The following is a 6,523-nucleotide window of genomic DNA, read 5'->3' on the forward strand; positions in this document are numbered from 1 at the left end:
GGGAAGGGCGGGGTCACGGGTGGGCGATTGTTACGACGTCGCCTGGGGTCGTTTGGAGGGTGTCGGCGGCTCGGCCGGTGTTGACCGCTACGGCCACCAGGCCGGCGGAGTCGACGTAGACCACCAGGGCGCCGGGGTCGGCGTCGCCGAACGTGCGGCCGTGCACCGCCTCGTGGCCGTTCACCAGCACCCGGGACGGCAGGCCGTCGAGCAGCGCGCCCGGTGCGGCGAGCTGAACGTTGCCGAAGTGGTCGACGGTCAGCACCTCGGCGCTGAGGCCGCCGGGCTCGGCGCGTACCACCGGTTCCGGCAGCCGGACCAGCGCGCCCGGGTCCACGGCCGGTCCGGCCTCGGCCAGCGGTGCGCCCAGTGCCAGCCGGGCGGCCACCGGCGCGAACACGTCCCGCCCGTGGAACGTGCGGGACACGACCGGGCCGAGCCAGTCCGTGTTGGTCAGCTCCGCCGCGGCGGTCACCCCGCCGAGCGCCTCCGCGGCCGGGAGCAGCAGCCCGTTGTCCGGCCCCACGAGCAGCCCGCCGGGCGCGGCGAGCGCGATCCCGCGCCGCGAGGTGCCGACACCCGGGTCGACCACCGCCACGTGCACACCCCACGGCAGGTACGGCACTGTCTGCGCGAGCACCGCCGCGCCCCGGCGTACGTCGGCCGGTGGGACCAGGTGCGTCACGTCGATCACCCGGACGGCCGGGGCGAGCCGGGCCAGCACACCGTGGCACGCCGCCACGAACCCGTCGGAGAGCCCGTAGTCGGTGGTCAGCGAGACACATCGGAGGTCGCCGTTCACCGCGGGTCCGCCGGGGTCAGGTGCCGCGCCAGGCGCAGTTCGTCGTGCAGCGGGATCCCGTCCGTGCCGGCGTGCGGAATCGTCGGCTTGACCGCCCGGGCCCGGTCCACCGCGCCCACGTCCACCGCGACGATCCGCAGCCCTCGACGCTGGTAGAAGCGCAGCGCGCCCAGGTTGTCGTTGGTGGTGACCAGCCAGATCCGGTCGGCCCCGGCAGCGACGGCCACCTCCTCGGCGGCGGCCAGCAGGGCACTGCCCGCCCCGTTGCCCGGTGCCGACGCGGCCAGGCTCACCACTTCCAGCCCGTCGCCGTCGACCCGGTACACCAGCGCACCGGCGAACGCGCCGCCGTCGTCGACCGCCACCAGCGCGGGCAGGTCACGCAGGTCGTAGCGGGTGTCGTGGACCACCACAATCGGCCCGCCCCACTCCCGCTCGTGCAACGCCGTCAGCGCGGCGCGGTCCTCGTCGCGCGCCTGGCGTACCCGGATCGAGGCCACCTGCTCTCCTCCCCGCTCGCGTCCGGCACACCCTAACCGGTACTCCGGGTGGTCAGCCGCGCAGGCGCAGGCCGCGCGGGGTGGCGCGGAAACCGGCGGCGGTCAGCGCGTCGCGCAACGGGGACGCGTTCACGGCCTCGCCGTCGGCGCGTTCCACCGAGATCGCGCCGAGCGCACCGGAGTGCACCGCGTCGGCGAGCGCCTTGCCGGCCGCCCCGAGCGTGTCGGTGTCGTCGGTGAACGACAGGATCGTCCGGCCGCCCCGCTCGACGTAGAGCACCAGGTCGCCGCCGACGAGCACGACCAGCGCGCCCGCCTTGCGCCCGGCCCGGTGGCCGGTGGCCGGTGCCGCGCCGTCGCCGGAGTCGACCACGCGTTCCGGCCAGGGCAGCGCCGCGCCGTACGGGTTCGCCGGATCGGTGGCCGCGAGCACGACAGTCGGCCCGCCCCGGCCCTGGGTGTCGTCGGCGAGCGCCCGGATGCGGTCCACCGCGCCGGGCACCGCGAACTGCGCCGCGCCGAGCCCTTCGACGAAGTAGCCGCGCCGGGCCGCCCCGCGTTCCTCCATCGCGGACAGCACCGGGTAGACCCCGGCGAAGCCGCCGGTGACCTGCTCGGCGACGACCGCGCCCCGGGTCACCACGCCGTGCCGTTCCAGCAGCAGGTCGGCCAGGGCGGCGGCCCGGCGGGTCGGGTCGCTGTCGCGTTCGGGCAGCCGGGACCAGCGACCGGCCATGGTGGGCGGACCGCCCCGGCTGGGCAGCGCCACCCGGCCGGGACGGCGGTAGCGGGTGCGCGGCGCCGACGGCCGGGACCGGTGCGCCCCGCCCGCGCCGAGCGCGGCTCGCAGCGGGGCGAGCGTGTCGTTGGTGAGGTGACCGGCCCAGACCAGATCCCACACCGCGCCGGACAGGGCGGCGTCGTCGGTGGCGCCGACCCGGTCGGACAGCGAGCGGAAGAACAGCGCCTGCCCGTCGGCGAGCGCGTCGAGCACCGACTCGTGCAGCGGCGTCAGCGTCAGCGCCTCGTCCGGCGGTGGGAGCAGCAGCGGCGCGACGTCGGCGTACGCGAGCGTCACCCACCCGTCGCCGCCGGAGATCGCGCCCGCGCCGGCCCACACCACCTCGCCGCCGGCGCACAGCTCGTCGAGCTGGGCGGGGGAGTAGTCGGCGACCCGGGCGGGCAGCACCAGGCGTTCCAGCGCGGACGCCGGCACGCTCACGCCCTGCAACTGCTCGACGGCGGCGGCGACCGCCTCGACGCCCCGGGCCGACGAGCCGACCTGCTGCCAGCGGGGCAGGAACGCGGCGAGCGCGCGCGGCGGCACCGGCTCGATCTCCCGGCGCAGGGCCGCCAGGGAGCGGCGGCGCAGCAGGCGCAGCACCTCCGCGTCGCACCACTGGGTGCCCACCGTGTCCGGCGCGAACTCGCCGGAGACCACCCGGCCGTTCGCGGCGAGCCGCCGCAGGGCCTGCTCCACCACGAACACGCCGAGCCCGAACCGGGCCGCGCAGGTGGCCGCCGCGAACGGGCCGTGCGTGCGGGCGTACCGGGCGACCAGGTCGGTGAGCGGATCGGCCACCGGCGCGAGGTACGCCTCGGCGACTCCGACGGGCAGCGCCACCCCGAGCGCGTCGCGCAGCCGGGCGGCGTCCTCGACGACCACCCAGCGGTCCTCGCCGGCGATGCGGACCCGCAGCACCCGCCGGGCCGCCGCCAGCTCCTCGGCCCAGGATTCCGGTACGCCCCGCTCGGCCAGCTCGGCGCTGCTCAGGTCACCGACCACGCGCAGCAGCTCGACCACGTCCTCCGGGTCGCGGGGCCGCCGCTGCTCGGTGAGCCAGCGCAGTTGCCGTGCCGTCTCGGCGAGCACCTCCGGGTCGAGCAGCTCCCGCAGGTCGACCCGGCCGAGCAACTCGCCGAGCAACCCGGAGTTGAGCGCCAGCGCGGCGGCCCGCCGCTCGGCCAGGGGGGCGTCGCCCTCGTAGAGGAACGCGCCGACGTACCCGAACAGCAGCGACCTCGCGAACGGCGACGGACGCTCGGACTCCACCTCCACCAGGCGTACCTTGCGGGCGGCCAGGTCGCGCATCAGCCCGCCGAGGGCGGGCTGGTCGAAGACGTCCTGGAGGCACTCGCGGGCGGCCTCCAACGTGACCGGGAAGTCGGCGTACTCGCGGGCCACGTCGAGCAGCTGCGCGGCGCGCTGGCGTTGCTGCCACAGCGGCTGCCGCCGCCGGGGGTCACGCCGGGGCAGCAGCAGCGACCGGGCCGCACACTCGCGGAACCGGGACGCGAACAGCGCCGACGTGCCCACCGACTCCTCGACGAGCTGGGCGATCTCGTCCGGCTCGAAGACGACCACGTCGGCGCCGGGTGGCGTGTCGGCGGTGTCCGGCAGGCGCACCACGATGCCGTCGTCGGAGGGCATGACCTGGGCGTCCACGCCGTACCGCTCGGCCAGCCGGCGGCCGATCGCCAGCGCCCACGGCCCGTTGACCCGGGCGCCGAGCACGGAGTGCACGGCGAGCCGCCAGTCGCCCAGCTCGTCGCGGAACCGTTCGACCACCACCGTCCGGTCGTCCGGCAGCGACCGGGTGGCCGCCTTCTGCTCGCGCAGGTAGTTCATCAGGTTCCCGGCGGCCCAGTCGTCCAGCCCGCCCGCGCGCAGTGCCGCGACCGCGTCGGCGTCGGACTGCCGCAGCAGCGCCCGGACCCGGGCGCCGATCGCCCGCCCCAGCTCGACCGGGCGGCCGAGCTGGTCGCCCTTCCAGAACGGCATCCGGGCCGCCTGGCCGGGCGCGGGGGAGACGAGCACCCGGTCGGGGGTGATCTCCTCGATCCGCCAGGACGACGAGCCGAGCAGGAACACGTCACCCACCCGGGACTCGTAGACCATCTCCTCGTCCAGCTCACCGACCCGCGCCGCCCGCTCGGCACCGGCCAGGAAGACGCCGAACAGGCCCCGGTCGGGAATGGTGCCGCCGCTGGTCACGGCGAGCCGCTGCGCGCCGGGCCGGCCGGTCAGCACGTCGGTGGCGCGGTCCCAGACCAGCCGGGGACGCAACTCGGCGAACGCGGTGGACGGGTAGCGCCCGGAGAGCATGTCGAGCACCGCGTGCAGCGCCGAGTCGGGCAGCTCCGCGAACGGCGCCGCCCGCCGGACCAGCACGGCCAGGTCGCCGAGCCGCCACGGCTCCAGCGCCACCATCGCGACGATCTGCTGGGCCAGCACGTCGAGCGGGTTGCGCGGGTAGTGCAGCTCCTCGATCGCCCCGGCGCCCATCCGCTCGGCCACCACGGTGCAGGAGAGCAGGTCGCCCCGGTGCTTGGGGAAGACGACGCCGCGCGAGACCGCGCCGACCTGGTGCCCGGCCCGTCCGACCCGTTGCAGCCCGGCCGCCACGCTCGGCGGCGCCTCGATCTGCACCACCAGGTCGACAGCGCCCATGTCGATGCCCAGCTCCAGGCTGGACGTGGCGACCACGGCGGGCAGCCGGCCGGACTTGAGCGCCTCCTCGATCTGCTTGCGCTCCTCCCGGGAGACGCTGCCGTGGTGCGCCCGCGCGATCACCGCCGGCGCCCCGGCCGCCGCGCCGGACTGCGCCATCACCTCCGCCGGCTGCCGCGGCGCGCGCACCGGCCCGGCCGCGTCGCCGGCCGGCGGGCCGTCGGCGCCGGGCAGCAGATCAGATACGCGCACCGGCTCCCCGCCCCGGGCCACGCGGCTGCCCTCCGGGGCGGACGCCGCCTCGATCTCCTCGGCGGCCAGCTCGTTGAGGCGGGCGCAGAGCCGTTCGGCGCTGCGCCGGGAGTTGGTGAACACGATCGTGGACCGGTGCGCGCGGATCAGCGCGAACACGCGCTCCTCGACCGCCGGCCAGATCGACGGGCGCCGGGGAGCGAGGCCGCCCAGGTCGTCCTCCGGCGGCTCCTGCTCGTCGAGGCGGGTCATGTCCTCCACCGGGACCTGGACGCTGACCTCGATGGTCTTGTTCGCCGGCGGCTGCACCACGTCGACCGGGCGGGCGCCGCCGAGGAATCGGGCGCACACGTCGATCGGCCGGACGGTCGCGGACAACCCGATCCGTTGGGCGGGGCGCTCCAGCAGCGCGTCGAGCCGTTCCAGCGACAGCGCCAGGTGGGCGCCGCGCTTGGTGCCGGCCACCGCGTGCACCTCGTCCACGATGACCGTGTCGACGCCGCGCAGCGAGTCGCGGGCGGCGGAGGTGAGCAGCAGGAACAGCGACTCGGGCGTGGTGATGAGGATGTCCGGCGGAGTGCGGGCGAAGGCACGGCGCTCGTCGGCCGGGGTGTCGCCCGTGCGCATGCCGACGGTGACGTCCGGCGGCACCAGGCCGAGCCGGGCGGCGGCCTGGCGGATGCCGGTGAGCGGGGCGCGCAGGTTGCGTTCCACGTCGACCGCGAGCGCCTTGAGCGGGCTGACATAGAGCACCCGGCAGCGGCGCCGGGGATCGGCCGGCGGCGGCTCCTTGGCGAGCCGGTCGAGCGACCAGAGGAACGCCGCGAGCGTCTTGCCGGAGCCGGTCGGCGCGACGACGAGGGCGTTGCGGGCGGCGGCCACCGAGCGCCAGGCGCCCTCCTGGGCCGGGGTGGGCGCGGCGAACGCCGCGGTGAACCACTCCCGGGTCGCCGCGCCGAACTCCGCCAGCACACGGTCTGACCCGCCTGACCTGCCTGACCCGTCTGACCTGCCTGACCCGCCTGAGGGGGTCACCTCATCCGCCACGCTCCCATCCTGCCGCGCCGGTGTGACATCCGGCCTGCCGCCGGACCGTTCCGTCCTGCCCGCGGCAGGCCAAGAATGGAATGGGCGATTATTCCGTTAAGTCTTACTTAACTGCTTGCTTGGGAGCTGCAACATAAAGTAACTTCACTCGCGATGCAGCGTGGGGTGGAGGCGTGGATGACCGTCGAGGACCGAGGTCTGGGCTCCGGAACCGACGTGCTCATCCGCAAGGTCGACAGTCGACTGGCCGCGCTCCGCGCCGCGCTGCACGGTCCCGATCTTGAGCTGGCCGAGGAACTTGCCGCGCGGCTGCGCGAGATGATCCTCGCGACCGCCCGGTCCAGCGCCGCCGACCGCGCCCGGGTCCGGGCCGCGGTGCACTACTTCGTCCAGCGCCGGGAGAGCCGGGACGCCCGGCTGCCGCTGCGCTCCCTGGTCGCCGCCCAGCACGCAGTCGACCGCGCCGCCCGT

General features: G+C 76.0%; 4 protein-coding genes. 1 reads left to right on the forward strand and 3 read right to left on the reverse strand.

Features of this window, described 5'->3' with window-relative positions; translation table 11 throughout:
* Window positions 1-13: 13 nt before the first annotated feature.
* The 3 genes from F8279_RS28695 to F8279_RS28705 are packed head-to-tail and all read right to left on the reverse strand — an operon-like array spanning window position 14 to window position 5,977.
* Window positions 14-802, reverse strand: coding sequence for an S-adenosyl-l-methionine hydroxide adenosyltransferase family protein (locus F8279_RS28695; RefSeq protein WP_151501607.1), 789 nt, complete (start codon window positions 800-802; stop codon window positions 14-16).
* On the reverse strand, window positions 799-1,302 hold the full coding sequence (locus F8279_RS28700) for a GNAT family N-acetyltransferase (RefSeq protein ID WP_151501608.1): 504 nt from the start codon (window positions 1,300-1,302) through the stop codon (window positions 799-801). The genes F8279_RS28695 and F8279_RS28700 overlap by 4 nt, the downstream gene beginning before the upstream one ends.
* Before the next feature lie 52 nt (window positions 1,303-1,354).
* On the reverse strand, window positions 1,355-5,977 hold the full coding sequence (locus tag F8279_RS28705) for an ATP-dependent helicase (RefSeq protein ID WP_151501609.1): 4,623 nt from the start codon (window positions 5,975-5,977) through the stop codon (window positions 1,355-1,357).
* Window positions 5,978-6,229: 252 nt separating this feature from the next.
* Between F8279_RS28705 and F8279_RS28710 the strand changes: the two genes are divergently transcribed.
* Window positions 6,230-6,523, forward strand: a 294-nt coding sequence (locus F8279_RS28710) for a hypothetical protein (protein WP_151501610.1), incomplete at its 3' end; no start/stop codon positions are given.

The organism is Micromonospora sp. AMSO1212t (assembly GCF_008868145.1).
Classification (GTDB): Bacteria; Actinomycetota; Actinomycetes; order Mycobacteriales; family Micromonosporaceae; genus Micromonospora; species Micromonospora tulbaghiae.